Origin of the sequence: Streptosporangium sp. NPDC023825 (assembly GCF_040639575.1) — a bacterium.
GTDB lineage: Bacteria > Actinomycetota > Actinomycetes > Streptosporangiales > Streptosporangiaceae > Streptosporangium.
The window spans coordinates 47785-63433 of sequence record NZ_JBFAAE010000056.1 but is presented as its reverse complement, the minus strand read 5'-3'; the positions used below and the strand labels follow the sequence as shown (position 1 = coordinate 63433).

The following is a 15649-nucleotide window of genomic DNA, read 5'->3' as shown; positions in this document are numbered from 1 at the left end:
GGTGGGTGCCTGTTGCTGGGGGGGGGGGCGGCGGGCCGGGGGGGCCCCCCCCGCCGCGGTGGGCCCGGTGGCCGGGGGTCAGCCGCCGAAGGAGAACCAGTTGAGGTTGACGAAGTCGGCGGGCTGCCCGCTGCTGAAGGTGACGTAGACCGTGTGGGTCCCGATCACCCCGCCGATGTTGGCCGGGACCGTGCGCCAGCTCTGCCAGCCCCCGGTGTTGCCGACGGCGAAGTCGCCGATCGGGGTGGCCGTCGGGCTGCCGAGGCGCACCTGGACCAGCCCGCTGACCCCTCCGGCCGCCCCGGACGCGACGCGGGCGTTGAACTGCGTGGCCGCCGCGGTGCCGAAGTTCACGCCGTCGAAGCGCAGCCAGTCACCGTTGCCGATCTGCGCGACGTTCTGCCCGCCGCCGCTGTCCGTGGTGGTCTCCAGCGACGTGCCCGACTGCGCCTGGTGGCGCTCGGCCTGGATGGTGGAGCGGGCGTCCACCCCGCCCGGGGGTGGCGTGACCGTCGGAGTGGGGCTGGGAGTGGAGCCGGAGCCGCTCTGCCAGACGGCCACGTAGTCGACGAGCATCGGCCGTCCCGAGACCGTGGCGGAGGTCGGGGTCGGCCCGGCCAGCGCGTTGGGGAACGCCCCGCCCATGGCCACGTTGAGCAGCAGGAAGTAGCCCTGGTGGCCGGTCATGGCGTCCCAGGTCCCGGCGTCGAACTGCGCCTGGCTGACGCTGTGGAACTGCTGCCCGTCGACGTACCAGCGCAACTGGTTCGGCGTGACGGCGCGGTCCCACTCGAAGCGGTAGGTGTGGAACGCCGACTGGCAGGAGGAGCCGGGGCAGGCCCTGCTGGCGCCGAGGCCGGTGGTCTCGTTGCAGGGGCCGCCGGGGTTCACGCCGCAGTGGAGCACGCCCCAGACGGAGTTGACGCCGTTGACGTTCTCCATGATGTCGAACTCGCCGATGCCGGGCCAGTTCCAGTAGTTGCCGCGGTACGGCGCTCCCAGCGCCCAGAAGGCGGGCCAGTAGCCCAGGGCCGCGCTGCCGGTGACGTTGGGCATCTGCAGGCGGCTCTCGATGCGCAGGACGCGCCCGGAGGCGGGCTTGAAGTCCGCGCGGCGGGTCTCGACGCGGCCCGACGTCCACTCGCTCCCGCTCCTGACCGGGGTGATGCGCAGGTTCCCGCCGCCGTCGAGGCTCAGGTTGGCGGGACTGTCGGTGTAGCGCTGGACCTCACCGGTGCCCCAGTTGGCGGGGCCGCCCGGGTAGGCGTGGCCGGTGTCGACGATCCAGTTGGCGGACGAGGGGAGCGATCCGGCGCCGCCGTTGAAGTCGTCGCTCCAGACCAGGGACCACCCGGACGGAGTCGACGGTACGGAGGCGTGGGCGGTGATCGCGATCAGCGTCGGCACCAGGGCGGCGGCGATGACCGAGATCCATCCGAGAGAGCGCTTTCTTCGCGGGGGGTTGCTCATTCGGAACCTCTCACAGGGCGAACGAGAAGGACGGCCGAACGTCGCTGCAGTGTAAAGACCGATTGGTTTCACTGTTACGCGAAGGTTAAGTTTGGTCAACACCTCCGTCGGAAAAAGCCTGAGAGCGCTCTCAAAGCCCTGCCGCGAGGTCTGGGGGAGTCCGCCGCGCGCCGCGGAACGGGCGCGGGACGGCGTGGCTCACAATCCCCGACGCTCTTTGGTTGGATGCGGGTCGAAGTTCTGTTCATATGGGACAAAAGCGGCTACTCTCGACGGGAATTGACCTTGAGCGGTCGGAATCGCCCGCGGTTTCCAGGGCCAGTGGGCCCTTCCAGTGGAGAGCAGAGGTGGCGATGGCGCGCTGGTTGGGTCAGCTGCTCGTGCTGGCCGTCGTCGCCGGCGTCGCGCTGACCGCCCTCGCGACGCCCGCGTCCGCGCACGGCCAGCTCGCGATGTCGACGCCGGCCAAGGACAGCACGGTGAAAGAACCGCTGGAGTCGCTCGCGCTCTACTTCACCGAGAAGCCCGCCCCGAACGCGTACTTCACCGTCACCACCCCCAGCGGCGCCCGCGTCGACGAGCCGTGGTCGCACGGGCAGCCCAAGCGCCTCGACGAGCCGGTCACGGAGTACAACCTCGTGGACGGCACCTGGCAGCCGAACCTCTACCACACCGGGTTCCCGGCGATGGTCCCGGTCGCGTACTGGCCGGAGCAGGGCCTGTACGTCGCCCGTTACATGTCGGTCGCCTCGGACGGCGAGAAGGTCACCGGAGAGGTCAAGTTCACCTACAAGGGCAAGACGTCGGGACCGCCCAAGGGCTGGAAGGCCCCCGTGAACGAGCCCGACCCCGCGCTGCTCAACCCCTCGGAACCCGGCGCCGCCGTACCGTCGGCCGGAGCGGCCGCGCCGGCCACCCCCCAGGCCACGCCTCAGGCCGCGGCGTCGAACGCCCCCCAGGCCGCCTCGGGCTTCGACCTGTCGGTGTGGCTGCTGCCCGCCGCCCTCGTGGTCGGGGTGGGGTTCATGGTGGTCCGGGCGGCACGGCGGCCGTCGCCCCGCGGCGCGCAGGTCCGGCGGCGTCCCACCGGCCCGCCCGCGCGAACGCCCCCGGGCCGGCCCGCGACCGCGTCGCGCAAGGCGAAGGGCGCCAAGGCGGTCAAGACCGCCAAGCGGCGCTGACCGGCTCCTCCCCGGCCCCGCCGCCCTCCCCCGTACCGATTCGCCGTCCCCGCCGCCATGCCGGCCCGCCGCCTCCGCGCCGGCCTGACACCCCCACCCCCAGGAGAACAGCCATGACGCCCCCCCTTGCCCGCCGCCGCCCGCTGCTCGCCGCGCTCATGCTCGGCGTGACCCTGCTGACGGCCCTGCTGACGGCCACGGCCTGCGGCTCGCCCAGCGCGGCCCCCGGCGCCTCGACGGTCAAGGAGATCGCGGTGACCATCGCCGGGCGGCAGGTGACGCCCCCGCCCGGACGGATCGACGTGGCCAAGGGCCAGACGGTACGGATCACGGTGACCGGTGACGCGGCCGACGAGGCGCACGTCCACGGCTACGACAAGGCGGCGGACCTGAAGCCGGGCACCCCCGCGACGATCGAGTTCGTCGCCGACCAGGACGGGCTGTTCGAGGTCGAGACCCACCACTCGAAGCTGCAGCTCTTCCAGCTCGTGGTGCGCTAGGCCGGCGTGATGTTCCTGGCTCACGGCATCGGCGGTCGCCAGGACCTGCCGATCCCCTTCGAGGCGGCGCTGACCGGCGCGATCCTCGCCCTGCTGGTGTCGTTCGTGGCACTGGGCGCCCTGTGGACCGAGCCGCGGCTGGGCGGTGACCTCCGCCGTCCCCGCCCGCTGGCCTCCCTGGTCCAGGGGGTGGTGTCCGCGCGGGCGTGGCCGTGGTTCTGGCGCGTCGCCGGGCTCGTCGCCGCGGCGTACTTCTGCGTGGGCCTGCTTTTTGGCCCGGACCGGGTCGAGAACCCCACGGCGGGGGTGTTCTACGTCCTGTTCTGGGTCGGCCTGGTGCCGCTCTCGCTGCTGTTCGGGCCGGTGTGGCCGGTCCTGAACCCGTTGCGGACGCTGCACCTGCTGGCCTGCCGGGGGCTCGGACGCGACCCCGGCACCGGGCTGCGCCCGCTGCCGGGCGGGCTCGGCTACTGGCCCGCCGCCGGCGGTCTCCTCGCCTTCGTCTGGCTGGAACTCGTCGCCCCCGAACGGGCCACCCTGCCCGTCATCGGGACCTGGCTCGCCGTGTACGTCGTGTTCATGCTCGGGGGAGCGGTGCTCTTCGGGTCGCGCTGGTTCGACCACGCGGACGCGTTCGAGGTCTACAGCACCCTCGTCGGCCGGCTCGCGCCGGTGGTGAGAGGTCCCGACGGCGTCGTGACCTGGCGCAACTCGCTGGACGGGATGGCAGGGCTCCGGCCGGTGCCGGGGCTGACAGTGCTGGTGGTGGTGCTCCTCGGCTCCACCATGTACGACAGCCTCTCCAACGCCCCGGTCTGGGTGCGCTTCGTGCAGGAGAGCTCGGTGCCTGCCCCGGTCATGGGGACGGTGGGCCTGCTCAGCGTGATCGGGCTGGTTCTCGCGGCGTACCACGGCGCGACCTCGCTGGCGGGTCGGTGGGGTGCGGCGGAGCCGGGGACGACGGCGGGCGAGCTCGCCCACGCGGTGGTCCCGATCGCCGTCGGGTACGTGGTCGCCCACTACTACACGCTCCTCCTGCTCGAAGGCCAGCGGACCCTCGCCCTGCTCTCCGATCCGCTGGTCACCGGCGCCGACTGGCTGGGCACCGCGGGGTGGACCGTGCAGGCGATCGGTACCTCCCCGGCCGGGATCGCCATGCTCCAGGTGACGGTCATCGTCGTCGGTCACGTGCTCGGCACCGTGCTCGCCCACGACCGCGCGCTGGCCCTGTTCCCGCGGCGGACCGCCGTCATCGGGCAGATCCCGCTCCTCGTCCTGATGGTGGCCTACACGGTGGTGGGCCTGCTTCTCCTCTTCGCGGGCTGACCGGCCCTGCCCATCCATCGGACCGGCCCTGCCATCCGCCGGGCCGGTCCTGCCTGTCGACCGGCCCCGCCTGCCGGACCGGTCGGCTACCGGACCCGCCCGGCGAGGGCGGGGGCCAAGGGCGGGGCGGAGGCGGCGGTCATCAGGGTCAGCCGGTGGGTCCTGAGGATCTCGCGGATCGGCTGGAAGTAGGTGACGCCACCGGTGCCGTTCGGGGTGCAGTCGCCGGAACCGCCGGAGGTGACCCCCTGGGCCTGGTCGATCGAGACGAGGGCGCCGCCGGAGTCGCCGCTCTCCGAGCAGACGCTGGTGCGGGTCATCTCGAAGAGCTTTCCCGTGGGGTACACGACACTGACGTCGCGCTGCAGGATGAGGCCGCAGTGCCATCCGGTCGTGGAACCCGACCGGCAGACCGAGGCGCCCTCGATGGCCGCCGTGGCACCGGCGACGGGCACGGTGGTTCCCGTGCCGCCGCTGCGCACCTCCGCCGTGGGCGCCCAGCGGTCGTTCACCGCGATCCACGCGAAGTCGCTGACCGGGAAGGTCGAGGCCTGGAAGGTGCCCTGGGCGATCCGGTTGAAGCCGGTGGTGACGTCGCCCTTCCTGCCGCAGTGGCCGGCGGTGACGAACCCTCTCCGGGCCCCGCGGGTCACCGGGAAGCCGACGGAGCAGCGGTTCTCCCCGACGTAGTAGGCGTCGCCCCCCTTGAGGCCGTACGGGGGACGCACCACGAGGTGCAGGGGACGCGGGTCCTCCTGGGAGGCCACCACGACCACCAGGTCCGTGTCCACCCCGATGGACCTGAGGACGTTCTGGGTCACCGAGGCGTGCCTGGACAGGACGACGACCTTGTTGCTCCGCACGTCGACGTACCGGACGCTTCCCCCGACCGGGCGGTCGGGCAGGGCCTCGTCGAGCTTCCGCTTGACCGCCTTGAGCGTCGCCAGCGACGCGCGGACGACCTCGGCCCTGGCGCCCGCGGAGATGATCCTCGGAATGTCGGCGGCGCTGGTGGTGGCGACCACGAGGGTCTGCGCGAGGGTTCCCGTGAGCCAGGAGCCGCCGAAGCGGCCGCCGAGCTCCTCGCGCAGCCGCTCCGCGACCGATGCCAGCCGGATCTCGTTGCGCAGCCGGGTCTCGGCCTGACTCCTGGTGAGACCGAGGTCGCGCTGGAGCGCCTCGATGACGCCCCGCGGCAGGTTTATCGCGGGGGGAGTGCTCGCCGCCGTCCGAGGTGGGGCCACCGGGGTGAGGACCGTCGGGGCGAAGGCGGTCGGGGTCGGTGCCGCCGGGGTGGGTGCGGTGCCCGCGGGCCGGGGCGGGGTGACGGTGGGAGAAGGTGTCAGAGCAGGCGCGGGGGCGTGGGCGGCGCCCGCCGCCCGGTGCGCGACGACGGCCGGAAGGGCGGTCAGGGTGAGCGCGGTGATCGCCAGGACGCTCCCCGTGGCGGCGATGTGGCTGCGGGACATGTGAATCTCTCCTCGACCTCGGCTTCCGAAGCGTGAGGGGGGAGGTCATGCCGCGTCGCGGGCCGGCCGCGCGACAGGGGCATCGCCACCTTAGTCCAGCCGCCGCCGGTTCCGGCCGGTAAGGCCGGGCGCCACGCGGGAGGGATGATCCCGGGCCGCGGGCCGGTACCTCCAGGTCAAGGCCGGGCGCCACGCTGATCCCGGGCGGCGGGCCGGTACCTCCAGGCCAGGGCCGGCGGCCGCGCTCCCCGCGCCCGCGACGGCCGGCTCCGGTCGGGCACTTCATCGGTTTCCGGCAGCGTTCGTGAACTTCTTCGCATCGGGTCGGGTACCCGGCATCGCCCGGGAGCGCGGGCGAACGTTCGGTTTGACCGCGGGACACGGTGGAGATGAAGGGGCAGGCGGGAGGAGCGGTGTGCCGTCGGAGGGCCGGTGGCCGCGCCTCGCTCCCGCGAGCAGGACCGAGGGCGGCAGACATGTTCGCCTGTGTTCAGTTCGCCTATGTTCAGGGAGGTCGTCATGCCGCGAGACAGCCGGTTGGGCAGGTTCGGCGTCTGGAGCGGGGCCTGGAGCAACGCGTCGCGCGGCGACGGCCCGGCCGGCACGAGCGAGTTCGACGACGCGGTGGCCGAGCTGGACGCGCTGGGGTACGGCACGCTCTGGCTCGGCGGGAGCCCGGCCGTCGACTACGCCGTACCGGTCCTTGAGGCGGCCCCTCGCATCACCGTGGCCACCGGCATCCTCAGCATCTGGGACTACGAGGCCACCGAGGTGGCCGCCCGGCGGGCCGCTCTCGAGCGAAGGTATCCCGGGCGCTTCGTCCTGGGGCTCGGCGTGAGCCACGAGGGCTTCACCGAGCGGTACGCGCGCCCGTACTCCGCGATGCGGGAGTATCTGGACGCGTTGGACTCCGCCGCCGAGGCGGTACCCGCGCAGGCGCGTGTTCTGGCCGCTCTCGGCCCCAGGATGCTGGAGCTGGCCCGGGACAGGGCCGCGGGCGCGCACCCGTACCTCGTCACCGTCGAGCACACCGCCTGGGCCCGCGAGATCCTGGGAGAGCACGCCCTGCTCGCCCCCGAGCTGAAGGTGGTCCTCGATCCCGACCTCGAAAGCGCCCGCGCCACCGCGCGCGGCTATCTCCGCCTCTACCTGAAGCTGCCCAACTACACCAACAACCTGCTCCGGCTGGGTTTCGAGGAGGACGACTTCCGCGACGGCGGCAGCGACCGGCTGGTGAACGCGGTGTTCGCGCTCGGGGACGCCGACGCCGTCGCCGGGAGGGCCGCGGACTTCCTGGCCGCGGGAGCCGATCACCTCGCGATCCAGGTGGTGACCGACGACCCCTTCCACGACCTGCCGCGCGACGCGTGGCGTCGCCTGGCCGGGGCACTCCCGCTGGATGGCTGAGCACGGAGCTGGACGGCTGAGCACGGGCCCGCGCCGCGGTCACACGCTCCGTCACGCCCGGACCGGGCCGTGTTCGACGCCGCCACACCAGACGCGGACGATGTCGCGGGTCGCGCGGATGTCCGTGACGGGACGGGAGCGCCCTGGGGCTCCCCGCGTGGGTGATCCGTCCCGCCCCGGGCCCGGTCAGCCGATGCGGAGCGGGAGCGTGCGCGGCCCGCGGACCTGGCCCGTCGCCCAGGTCACCGCCGCCGGGTCGTCGAGGCTGAAGGCCGGGATCCGCTCCAGCCAGACCTCGAGGGCGACCTGCAGTTCCATGCGGGCCAGGTGCGAGCCCACGCAGCGGTGGATGCCCAGGCCGAACGCGGCGTGCCGGTTGACCTCGCGGTCGATGACGACCTCGTCCGCCCGGTCGAACTGGGCCTGGTCGCGGTTGGCCGCCGGGAACGACAGCAGGACCCAGTCGTCGGCCTTCATGTCGACGCCGCGCCAGTGCATGTCCTCCTTGACCAGCCGCGCCATCGTGACCGGCGCGTAGGCCCGGAGGAACTCCTCCATCGCGGTCGGCAGCAGGGCGGGCTCGGCGACCAGGCGCTCGCGGTCGGCCGGCGTCTTGGCCAGGTGCCACAGCGAGGCGCCGATCGCGCTCCACGTCGTGTCGATGCCGGCGATGAGCAGCAGCGCCATCGTGCCCGCCACGTGGAGCGACTCCAGCTTCCTGCCGTACAGCTCCGCGTTGACGAGGTAGGTCGTGAGGTCGTCCCGCGGGTTGTCGACGTGGTCGCGGATCTGCGCCAGCAGGTAGCTGAACAGCTTCTCCATCCGGGGGATGCGCTCCTCCGGCGGCAGGTTGATGCCCTCCAGCGCGTTCTCGACGAACTCACGGAACTGCGGCCCGTCCTCGGGCGGGAAGCCCAGCATGTCGGCGATGACGCGCGTCGGGATGTGCTGGGCGTAGTCGCGGGCGGCGTCGATGACGTCCTGCCCCTCCAGCCCGTCGATGAGCGAGTGGCAGAACGCCCGCGTCGCCGGCTCCTGCCTGGAGACCACCGTCCTGGTGAACATCGGCAGCAGCAGCTTGCGCGCGTCGTGGTGGAAGGGCGGGTCGGAGGAGATCGGCGGCGTGCCGCCCACCGGCGCCACCTCGCGCGGCGGCCGGAAGTTGCTCATGACGACCGACCGGGAGGAGAAGCGCTCGGTGTCGTAGGCGATGGCCGCGACGTCCTCGTAGCGGGTCGGCAGCCACGCGCCGCCGAACCGGTCGGTGTGCGCGATCGGGCAGCGCTGCCGCAGGTCGTCCTGGATCGGGTACGGGTCGGCCGCCCACTCCGGCTCGGTGTGGGAGAAGTCTGTCGCCCAGTCGGAGACCGGCCCGGTGATGACCTCGTTGCGCACGCCGTCAGGGCGCTCCCGCAGCCTCTCCTCGAATTCCCGCTGGCCGAAGCGGTCATCGACGGTCATGTCGCGCCTCCTGAAGGATCTCGATCGTTCTTTCCGGGCAGTTCGCCATGGCCAGGCGCGCAGTCTGCTCCTCGCCCGGGGGTACGACGCCGTCGCCGACGACCAGCCCGTAGCCCTCGTCGTCCTCGCCGAACAGGCCGGGAGCGAGGTCGTAGCAGCGACCGTGTCCCTGGCATCGCTCGGGGTCGATCCTTACTTTCACTGTGACGCTCCCCTGTGTGCTGTGGTGCCGGGGGCCGAGGCCTGTGCCGCGGTGCCGGCAGGGGCCAGGGCGGAGACGACACGGGCGAGCAACGCGGCCCACTCCCCGTCGTCGACCGGGTGCAGATCGGGTGTGACGAGCGCGCTGCCCATCGCGAGCAGCAGGCAGAAGTGCGCCAGCGCGTCCGGCGACAGCTCGCCGTCCAGCTCGCCGTCGTTCTGGGCGGCACGGATGAGCCCGGCGAGCCAGTCGGTGCGTTCGCCGACGTAGCCGCGCATCGGCCGGGCGACGTCCTCGTCGCGCCGCGCCGCCACGAGCGCCTCGACGATGAGGTAGCCGTGGGCGTCGCGCCGGCGCGGGAGCCCGCGGCCGACGACGGCCAGCAACTCCGTGATCGGCCGGTCCGGGTCGGCGGCGAACAACTTGGCCAGCAGCTGCGGCCCGTGCGCGCGCAGCGCTGCCACCAGCAGCTCGGCCTTCGAGCCGAAGTGGGCGTACAGGGCGCCGTTGCTCACCCCCGCGGCCACGGCGATGTCGGCCACGCGCGTGCCGTCATAACCGCGCTGGGCGAAGGACTCGGCCGCCGCGCGCAGCAGTCGCTCCCGGGTTTCGGTGGCGGTGACGCCGGCGATACGCCCCATGCGCCAATTAAAAGAACGTTCATTTGATATGTCAACGATGTCAGAAACATTTGGGATTGTTGTCGGGAGCCTTTGCAGATGTCAGTACGGCACGCGAGTTGTCAGTGGACTTGGCAGTGGGCCATCGGGGATGGCAGTAGAGGCGTGTACGACAGGAGGTTCGGCCTGTGACATCTGGCCGTACACCTAGGCGTTTGACGTTGGTGGTCGAGCCGCAGCCGGGTGAGTCGTTCGCCTCTTGGGTTGATCGGATGGCGGTGCGGAACGGATGCCCGCCGTGGACGCTCGTTGAGTCTTTGGGACTGGACGTGCGTGCGAAGGCCGGCGATGTCCGATCGCTGGCGTACGGCGTCGTCGCGAATCCGGAGACGTACAAGGCGATCAGGTCCGCCACGGGAGTGGATGCCAAGATCGCCCAGGGAATGCACCTGGAGATGTTCGACGGCTCCGCCGTGAACTTGGCGGGCGTCCGTGTGGGGGGCAAGGAGTCGGTCCGCCGGGCGGAGGCTCGTGAGTGGGCGCAATTCTTCGGCGGTCGGGCTTGCCCAGAGTGCTTGGCGGCTTCGGGGGGAGCGTGGCAGATGTGGTGGAAGCTGGGTTGGGCCGGGGTCTGTCCGATCCATCGGGTGGGTCTGGTGGATCACTGCCCATCATGTCGCGTACGCATACGAAGGGGGCCTGTTGGTCAGCCGCGCGGTCTGTCTCGCACACGCGTACCTGCCCCGTTGCAATGCGGCGCGATCGTTAGCGGGAGTGTTTGCGATCAACCGATCTCGCAGATCAGGACGAGTACGGTGAGCAACGAACTCGTCGACGCGCAACGGCTGATGCTCGAGGTGGCGACGCGCCGCCGGCCCGCGCTGATCGCGGCCCAGGTGGTGGGCGCCGGCCAGTGGTTCGCGGCGTTGAAAGCGATTGCGATGCTGGTCCGCCTGGGGATGCCGGAGGTTCTGCCTTTACTGGATGCGATGTCTTCCGATGCCCGGCTGGCAATGGCCACAGAAGCGGTGGTGCGCCGGTGGAACCGGGCAGGATCAGCGGGCCGCTTCGGGATGGTTCCCCAGACCGCGTTGGTGGCAGCGGGATTGCTGGCAGTGGCCTCGCACGTGGTCGCCGCGGAGGGGGAAGGGGAATTGGCGGTCCGGTTGAAGCCACTGGTCGCAGCCGCTCGAATCAGGTGGAACGGTCGGCATCCGGATCCGCTCGTGGAATTGGATTTGCCATCCGTGTTCGCAGCGGCTCTCGATGTCTTGCCTCGGCGCGGTCGCCGGTCCTGAGCGAGGCTGAGGAGTGGAATGGTGGTGAATTAATTGGTCTGTGGGCAACGGGCCAGTTGAGGGGCCATGGCAGGGAAAGCGAGGACAGATCCGATCACAGGGCGCTATTGTGATGTAGGTCACAGTAGTCTACCGGGTGTTGCCGAGGTCTGGATGACCAAGAAAAGGCGGCCTGACAGCCTGTGGAGGCGCGATGAAGTTGGCTGCCGACCTGCAGCTACGCAGCGTCCAAGTTCGCTACCTGCACCCGGATGGGCAGGAAGAGCGCTGCTCGCTCGAAGATGCCGCCGAGGTGGCTTTCGAGAACTGCGGTGCGGTCCGGCGAATCCCGCACCGCGCCGATCAGGCGCACACGCCGAGCACTCACTGGTCTTCCACGACGAACCGGATGATCGAATGCGAGTCGTATCTGGAGAGTGTCTGGATGACGCTGCTGGACTTCAACCCCGAGGTGAGCGGCTTCTCCGGCCAGCCGATGCAACTGTTCGGCGTGGACGATCGCGGCTCCTGGAAGGCCACGCCTGACTTGTTCGTCCGCCGGCTGGACGGCTCGGCGACGATCATGGAAGTGAAGAATCCCGCTCGGCTGGCCGATGCGAAGGTGAAGGCGACCGCCGAGCGGGTGGCGGCCTGCTGCGCGGTGGCGGGCTGGGGCTACGAACTGGTCGGCGAACCGCCTGGGCGGCAACGCACGATCAACGTGCTGGCGTTGGCGGGTTATCGCCGCGAGATGGTGGGGGTGAGCCACTACCGTGCGCAGTTGTTGTCCCTGGCCGGCGAGCCGGTGCAGCTGGTCAGCTTTACCGCCGAACCGCTGGTGGCTCGCGCGGTCGTGTTGCACCTGTGCTGGACCGGGGAACTGACAGTGGACCTGACTCGGCCGCTGGAGGACACCAGCTTGGTTCAGGCCACTGCGGCGAGCAGCGGCGCTGGGGCGCGGCGGTGAGCGGAGACGGAGAGGCGACCGGTCGGCGGCTGGCGACGGGTGAGTGGGTGTGGTTCAACGACGCACGCCACCAGGTGGTCGGTCAGAGCGGCAGCGAGGTTCACCTGCGATCGGCCGGTGGGGAGTGGACGGCCATCTACATCGCGGCCCTGATGGCGGCGCCCGGGTTTCGGCTGGTCAGCGAGATCTCTGCCGAGTCGGCTTCCTCTGCCGTCGACGCCGGGGCGCTGTTGGACGGCTTGCCGGAGGACAAGGCGGCAGCAGTGCGTGACCTCGAGGCGCACTTGAACGAGATCAAAACCGGCTACCGCAGTGGCGATCCGGAGCAGGCCGCACCAGGTGAGCCACGCCCTGCCTACGATCTGGCGTTACATCCGCGGCGCGGTGATCGGGTCCGGGCCAAGGCCGCTGAACTCGGTATCAGCGAGCGGACGATCTGGCGCAAGCTGCGCCGTTTCCGTACGGAGGAACGTCCTGGGTTGATCGACGGACGCGGCGCTGAGGTACGCGATCCGCTGGCCCGCGCCGATCAGCGAGTGCTGGATGCGATCCTCGCTCAGCACCGGGTCGGTGAACGAGAGGACTCCACCGGTGGCTTGGACCGGTTCTGCCGGCGGCTGCAGGATCGGCTGGATCACGAGTACGGGCCGGGGACGGTGCGGATTCCTTCTGCCAAGACCGTCGCCCGCCACGTTGAGGTGCTGCTGCCGGGCCAGTACACCTTCGGCCGCGCTCCCTCGCGGCGCAGCGCGGCGGCGCGTCCGCAGCGTTCCTACCGGCCAGACCCGGCGGTGCGGCCGGGCCAGGTGGTGATGATCGACGCCACCCCGCTGGATGTGATCGCCTACGACCCGATCGGCGACGTCACCCATAAGGTGCACGTCGTGCTGGCGATCGACGTCGCGACCCGGACGCTGCTGGCCTGGCGGATGACCGTGAGTCCTTGCGGCAGGGGTGCGGGGGCGACGCCCGCGGCGTGGGCGCGGGCGGCCCAGAAGGGCTGGTCGGCGACGAAGGGGCAGATGACCTGCGGTCGTCCTGCGGCCAGCGCCGCGCCGGTGGTGCCGCTGCCGCCGTGGTGGACGATCGCGGCCATGCGCGGGAACAGTCAGTCGTGCGGGGTCTGGTCCAGCACGAACACCTCTCAGGAACGGGGCCAGGGCTTGCCGATCGAGCAGTTCCTCAAACGCCTGACAGGCTTGGCCGGCCCCCCGCAGACGGGGGTCATCTTCACAGGTGGCGAGGTGGTTGTCTCAAGTGAGGCGCAGGCTGCCCCGGGCCTTGGGATCAGATGACTGACAGCATCAGTTCGGGTCAGCGGTCGTGGTCGGCGTTGCGCCACCACGCGAGGGTTGCTGCCATGCCGGCTGCGCCGGTGGCCAGGACGAGCAGGACGCTGATCGGTCCAGGTGGGTCGTGGCCGGGCCCGGTGATGCCCGCGTACAGGCCGGGTACCGAGTAGGGGAACCAGGCGCCGAAGCCGAGCGCGGCGATGATCTGGGCGGCGAAGGCCAGCACGAACAGCACGCCGACCGCCGCCAGGTAGCCGCGGCCGATGCTGGCGGCCAGCGCCAGCGGTGTGGTCAGCACCGCCGACAGTGCGGCGGCGATGAGGATCTTCGCGATACCGGACGCGATGGCCTGCGTCGACCAGTCGGGCAGGGCCAGCAGCGCGCCGAGCAGCAGGCCGCCGGCGGTCGTGCCCGCGGCGAGCAGCAGGGCCCAGGCGGCGGTGAGGGTGAACTTGGCGGCCACGATGGTGGTACGGGAGGTGGGCAGGGCGAGCAGGTCCTTGGCGGTGTGGTCGCTGAACTCGCGGCCGAACACCCAGATGGCGATCATGCTGTAGACGAGCAGGCCGCCCACGGCGACCGCTTGGGCGAGCAGGGCCAGGTAGCCGGGCCAGTCGGCGCTGGCGCCGGACAGCTGGGCCTTGTCGCCGAGCAGTCCCAGCGCGCGGGCGCGGGCGGGGTCGGCCAGGATGAACATGAACAGCCCGCACACGAGGGTGACGAGGGTGAAGGCGAGCGCGGTGAGAGCGGGCAGGCGGCTGCGTCGCGCTTTGAGGAGTTCGCTCCACAGCGCCTCACGCATGGCCGGCTCCGACGATGCGCAAGAAGTAGGCTTCCAGGTCCTCTTCCACCGGCCGGAGTTCGGTGAGGGGCACGCCTGCTTCGATCAGGATGGTGGCCACCTCCTCGGGCCGGGCCAGGGCACGCGCGTCGGCCAGCAGCAGGCCGGGTTCGGGGTGGTAGCCGTGATCGCGCAGCACCCGGCCGGCTGTGGCGTCGTCGCGGGTGGAAACGTGTAGGTGGCGGTGCCGGTGTTGGTCCAGGCTGGTGGCGTCGTGTTCGGCCAGCAGCCGGCCCTGGTGCAGGATGGCGATGCGGCCGTTGAGGCGGGCGACTTCGGCCAGCAGGTGGCTGGAGATCAGCACGGTGGTGCCGTGCTCGCGGGCCAGGCCGGTCAGCAGGGTACGGATCTCCACCACGCCTGCGGGATCAAGACCGTTGACGGGTTCGTCGAGGATGAGCAGGTCGGGGCTGTGGATGAGGGCTTTGGCCAGGGCCAGGCGCTGCAGGTTGCCCATCGACAGGGTGCGTGCGCGCCGAGCGGCGTAGGCGGTCAGGGCCAGCCGTTCGATGATGTCCTCCACGTGTCGGCCGGGGTGTTGGAGGCGGCGCAGGCGGGCGTACAGGTGCAGATTCTCGCGCACGGTCAGCTCCGGGTAGGCGGCCGGGGCTTCGACCAGGTAGCCGGTGCGGGCCCAGGCCGAACGCTGCCCGGCCGAGACGGCCGCCCCGAGCACCCTCGCCGATCCGCCGGTGGGGGCGATCATGCCGAGCAGAATGCGGATCAGTGTGGTCTTGCCGGCCCCGTTGAGTCCCAGTAGTGCGTAGATCTGGCCCGCGTGCACGCTCAGGTCGACGTCGTCGACCGCCAGGACGCCGGGATAGCGCTTGGTCAGGCCGGACACCTCGATGACCGGGGCCCCTGCGCTGTTCATCGGCGTCATTGCTGGGTGATGAGCATGAACAGCGCCCAGATGAGCAGCGCGCCCTGCAGGATGATGTCGCGCCAGGCCAGCCGGGGTTCGGCCTGGATGGCGTAGGACATGGTCTTGATCGGCGTGATGGGCTGCGGGGGCGCTCGGTCCGGCGCGAGCGGCCGGGTGAAGCGGTGGAAGAGCACCTGGGTCAGGGTGAGGCCGACCAGCAGGCCGGTGATGAAGCTGAGGTGCTCCAGCCCGACGGCGGCCAGCAGTGCGACCAGGGTGATCATGAGTAGCAGCAGGATGTCGTCGAACCAGCGCAGGAAGCCGCCGCCGTCGTGCACGGCGGCGATGCGCTTGATGCGGGTGGCGTACGGCACGGCGAGCAGGGTGACGAACTTGATCAGCGCCTGCAGGATGTACAGGCCGAGCAAGATCTTCAGCGTGATCTCCATCGCTCACGCCTCCACGACGGTGTTCGGGCTGCGCAGGCGGGCACCGGCGGCGATGATCCAGGCGAAGCCGACCAGCAGGGCGGCGTGTTCGAGCAGCCCGCCGATCACGAAGGTGACCGTCTGCAGCCAACCGCGCTCACCGGTGCCGAGTTGGCTGGCGCCGTGGCGCAGCAGGCTGTAGCCGGGCCGGGTGGCACCGACGGTAAGGATCAGGGCTGGGACGAGCACGCCGACGGCGATGCCGCAGGTGAGCAGGATGGTGGTCGGGCGCATCGGGCAGTGGCCTCCTAGCTCCGCGATCATTGATCGCGGGCCGACCAGA

17 protein-coding genes and 1 pseudogene are annotated in these 15649 nt (G+C 71.1%); 7 read left to right on the top strand and 11 right to left on the bottom strand.

Features of this window, described 5'->3' with window-relative positions:
• Positions 1-78: 78 nt before the first annotated feature.
• On the bottom strand, positions 79-1470 hold the full coding sequence (locus AB0G15_RS34015) for a glycoside hydrolase family 16 protein (protein WP_362847859.1): 1392 nt from the start codon (positions 1468-1470) through the stop codon (positions 79-81).
• Positions 1471-1823: 353 nt separating this feature from the next.
• On the opposite strand from AB0G15_RS34015, the gene AB0G15_RS34010 reads away from it, so the two are divergent.
• The 3 genes from AB0G15_RS34010 to AB0G15_RS34000 all read left to right on the top strand — a co-directional run bounded on the left by AB0G15_RS34010 (position 1824) and on the right by AB0G15_RS34000 (position 4477).
• Positions 1824-2651, top strand: a complete 828-nt coding sequence (locus AB0G15_RS34010; protein WP_362847856.1) for a copper resistance protein CopC — start codon at positions 1824-1826, stop codon at positions 2649-2651.
• A gap of 113 nt (positions 2652-2764) precedes the next feature.
• Positions 2765-3151, top strand: coding sequence for a hypothetical protein (locus tag AB0G15_RS34005; RefSeq protein ID WP_362847853.1), 387 nt, complete (start codon positions 2765-2767; stop codon positions 3149-3151).
• Between the two features lie 9 nt (positions 3152-3160).
• The gene (locus tag AB0G15_RS34000; protein WP_362847850.1) at positions 3161-4477 is read left to right on the top strand and encodes a hypothetical protein; all 1317 of its coding nucleotides are present in this window, start codon (positions 3161-3163) and stop codon (positions 4475-4477) included.
• 86 nt (positions 4478-4563) lie between these two features.
• On the opposite strand, the gene AB0G15_RS33995 is transcribed toward AB0G15_RS34000, so the two are convergent.
• Positions 4564-5946 carry a S1 family peptidase gene (locus AB0G15_RS33995; protein ID WP_362847847.1) on the bottom strand — a complete coding sequence of 461 codons (1383 nt, stop codon included), beginning with the start codon at positions 5944-5946 and terminating at the stop codon, positions 4564-4566.
• Positions 5947-6465: 519 nt separating this feature from the next.
• On the opposite strand from AB0G15_RS33995, the gene AB0G15_RS33990 reads away from it, so the two are divergent.
• Positions 6466-7353, top strand: coding sequence for an LLM class F420-dependent oxidoreductase (locus AB0G15_RS33990; protein ID WP_362847844.1), 888 nt, complete (start codon positions 6466-6468; stop codon positions 7351-7353).
• 186 nt (positions 7354-7539) lie between these two features.
• Here the strand turns inward: AB0G15_RS33990 and AB0G15_RS33985 are convergent, their stop codons facing one another.
• Genes AB0G15_RS33985 through AB0G15_RS33975 form a run of 3 tightly spaced genes read right to left on the bottom strand, consistent with a single transcriptional unit; the run spans position 7540 to position 9657 of the window.
• Entirely contained in the window at positions 7540-8814 is a 1275-nt protein-coding gene (locus AB0G15_RS33985) for a cytochrome P450 (protein WP_362847841.1), read from the bottom strand.
• Entirely contained in the window at positions 8801-9016 is a 216-nt protein-coding gene (locus AB0G15_RS33980) for a ferredoxin (protein WP_362682552.1), read from the bottom strand. Before AB0G15_RS33980 ends, AB0G15_RS33985 begins: the two co-directional genes overlap by 14 nt.
• The gene (locus AB0G15_RS33975) at positions 9013-9657 is read right to left on the bottom strand and encodes a TetR/AcrR family transcriptional regulator (protein WP_362847839.1); all 645 of its coding nucleotides are present in this window, start codon (positions 9655-9657) and stop codon (positions 9013-9015) included. Before AB0G15_RS33975 ends, AB0G15_RS33980 begins: the two co-directional genes overlap by 4 nt.
• Before the next feature lie 167 nt (positions 9658-9824).
• Between AB0G15_RS33975 and AB0G15_RS33970 the strand changes: the two are divergent.
• From AB0G15_RS33970 to AB0G15_RS33960, 3 genes and pseudogenes are all read left to right on the top strand, one after another.
• Positions 9825-10280: pseudogene (locus AB0G15_RS33970) on the top strand (TniQ family protein); the annotation flags it as partial.
• A 171-nt stretch (positions 10281-10451) separates the two neighbouring features.
• On the top strand, positions 10452-10934 hold the full coding sequence (locus tag AB0G15_RS33965; protein ID WP_362847864.1) for a hypothetical protein: 483 nt from the start codon (positions 10452-10454) through the stop codon (positions 10932-10934).
• A 193-nt stretch (positions 10935-11127) separates the two neighbouring features.
• Entirely contained in the window at positions 11128-11880 is a 753-nt protein-coding gene (locus AB0G15_RS33960) for a TnsA-like heteromeric transposase endonuclease subunit (RefSeq protein ID WP_362847837.1), read from the top strand.
• Between the two features lie 368 nt (positions 11881-12248).
• Here the strand turns inward: AB0G15_RS33960 and AB0G15_RS33955 are convergent, their stop codons facing one another.
• The 6 genes from AB0G15_RS33955 to AB0G15_RS33930 form a co-directional block, all read right to left on the bottom strand.
• Positions 12249-12752 (bottom strand): hypothetical protein, encoded by a 504-nt coding sequence (locus AB0G15_RS33955; RefSeq protein WP_362847835.1) that lies wholly within the window; start codon positions 12750-12752, stop codon positions 12249-12251.
• The gene (locus tag AB0G15_RS33950) at positions 12725-12976 is read right to left on the bottom strand and encodes a nucleotide disphospho-sugar-binding domain-containing protein (protein WP_362847832.1); all 252 of its coding nucleotides are present in this window, start codon (positions 12974-12976) and stop codon (positions 12725-12727) included. Before AB0G15_RS33950 ends, AB0G15_RS33955 begins: the two co-directional genes overlap by 28 nt.
• A 218-nt stretch (positions 12977-13194) precedes the next feature.
• A complete protein-coding gene (locus AB0G15_RS33945; protein ID WP_362847829.1) occupies positions 13195-13974 on the bottom strand; it encodes an ABC transporter permease in 780 nt (259 codons plus the stop codon).
• Positions 13967-14887: an ABC transporter ATP-binding protein gene (locus AB0G15_RS33940; RefSeq protein WP_362847826.1), complete on the bottom strand. Its 921-nt coding sequence runs from the start codon at positions 14885-14887 to the stop codon at positions 13967-13969. The genes AB0G15_RS33945 and AB0G15_RS33940 overlap by 8 nt, the downstream gene beginning before the upstream one ends.
• Before the next feature lie 5 nt (positions 14888-14892).
• Positions 14893-15327, bottom strand: coding sequence for a hypothetical protein (locus AB0G15_RS33935; RefSeq protein WP_362847824.1), 435 nt, complete (start codon positions 15325-15327; stop codon positions 14893-14895).
• A 3-nt stretch (positions 15328-15330) separates the two neighbouring features.
• On the bottom strand, positions 15331-15600 hold the full coding sequence (locus tag AB0G15_RS33930) for a DUF998 domain-containing protein (protein ID WP_362847822.1): 270 nt from the start codon (positions 15598-15600) through the stop codon (positions 15331-15333).
• Positions 15601-15649: the final 49 nt, after the last annotated feature.

Coding starts and splice junctions, on each gene's coding strand:
- AB0G15_RS33985 (WP_362847841.1), bottom strand. CDS start 8,814: ATGACCGTCGATGACCGCTTCGGCCAGCGGGAATTCGAGGAGAGGCTG.
- AB0G15_RS33960 (WP_362847837.1), top strand. CDS start 11,128: ATGAAGTTGGCTGCCGACCTGCAGCTACGCAGCGTCCAAGTTCGCTAC.
- AB0G15_RS33990 (WP_362847844.1), top strand. CDS start 6,466: ATGCCGCGAGACAGCCGGTTGGGCAGGTTCGGCGTCTGGAGCGGGGCC.
- AB0G15_RS33940 (WP_362847826.1), bottom strand. CDS start 14,887: ATGAACAGCGCAGGGGCCCCGGTCATCGAGGTGTCCGGCCTGACCAAG.
- AB0G15_RS33945 (WP_362847829.1), bottom strand. CDS start 13,974: ATGCGTGAGGCGCTGTGGAGCGAACTCCTCAAAGCGCGACGCAGCCGC.
- AB0G15_RS33955 (WP_362847835.1), bottom strand. CDS start 12,752: ATGGGTGACGTCGCCGATCGGGTCGTAGGCGATCACATCCAGCGGGGT.
- AB0G15_RS34010 (WP_362847856.1), top strand. CDS start 1,824: ATGGCGCGCTGGTTGGGTCAGCTGCTCGTGCTGGCCGTCGTCGCCGGC.
- AB0G15_RS33935 (WP_362847824.1), bottom strand. CDS start 15,327: ATGGAGATCACGCTGAAGATCTTGCTCGGCCTGTACATCCTGCAGGCG.
- AB0G15_RS33975 (WP_362847839.1), bottom strand. CDS start 9,657: ATGGGGCGTATCGCCGGCGTCACCGCCACCGAAACCCGGGAGCGACTG.
- AB0G15_RS33995 (WP_362847847.1), bottom strand. CDS start 5,946: ATGTCCCGCAGCCACATCGCCGCCACGGGGAGCGTCCTGGCGATCACC.
- AB0G15_RS33950 (WP_362847832.1), bottom strand. CDS start 12,976: ATGGCCGCGATCGTCCACCACGGCGGCAGCGGCACCACCGGCGCGGCG.
- AB0G15_RS33930 (WP_362847822.1), bottom strand. CDS start 15,600: ATGCGCCCGACCACCATCCTGCTCACCTGCGGCATCGCCGTCGGCGTG.
- AB0G15_RS34015 (WP_362847859.1), bottom strand. CDS start 1,470: ATGAGCAACCCCCCGCGAAGAAAGCGCTCTCTCGGATGGATCTCGGTC.
- AB0G15_RS34000 (WP_362847850.1), top strand. CDS start 3,161: ATGTTCCTGGCTCACGGCATCGGCGGTCGCCAGGACCTGCCGATCCCC.
- AB0G15_RS34005 (WP_362847853.1), top strand. CDS start 2,765: ATGACGCCCCCCCTTGCCCGCCGCCGCCCGCTGCTCGCCGCGCTCATG.